General features: G+C 58.9%; 1 pseudogene. It reads right to left on the bottom strand.

The window, feature by feature from the left end:
* A pseudogene (locus tag QMX86_RS28175) lies at window positions 1-456 on the bottom strand (hypothetical protein); the annotation flags it as partial.
* Window positions 457-477 lie beyond the last annotated feature (21 nt).

Below are 477 nucleotides of genomic sequence, written 5' to 3' on the forward strand. Positions count from 1 at the left end.
CACCACCGTCAATTCATGCTCGTCACTGTACAGCGACGGTCGACCGTCCAGTGTCTGCTGTGCGTCGAAGGTGTAGAGCCTGAATTCCAGAAGGGTCAGGTCAATCGACCAGTCGCCGTCCTGGCTCAATACTTTCGGCTCTCCCAACGGACGGCCAAACCGTTTGTCACGCAGTTGCAAGGTAGCACCCACCATTCCCATCGTGCCCTCGACCGTTACGACACGGCCGACTTCCGAGCCGTCCGGCGGCTGAGTAATCACTGGCGTGACCATCGGCCTCCTGACAATAAAGGTTCTGGACGCCGGCTCCGAAGTTTGCTGCGCGGCGAGCTGGGTTACCGTGACGGTATGGGAAATATCCGGGGCAAAATCCTTGTCGCGCCTGAACTGCCACATGTCACCAATGACGACACCCTGGTGCACAATGCCGGGTTCGTCGCTGTACTCAATGTTCACGGTTGCACCCGGCCAGCACGT

It is taken from the genome of Pseudomonas sp. PS01270 (assembly GCF_029959775.1).
Lineage (GTDB): Bacteria > Pseudomonadota > Gammaproteobacteria > Pseudomonadales > Pseudomonadaceae > Aquipseudomonas > Aquipseudomonas atacamensis.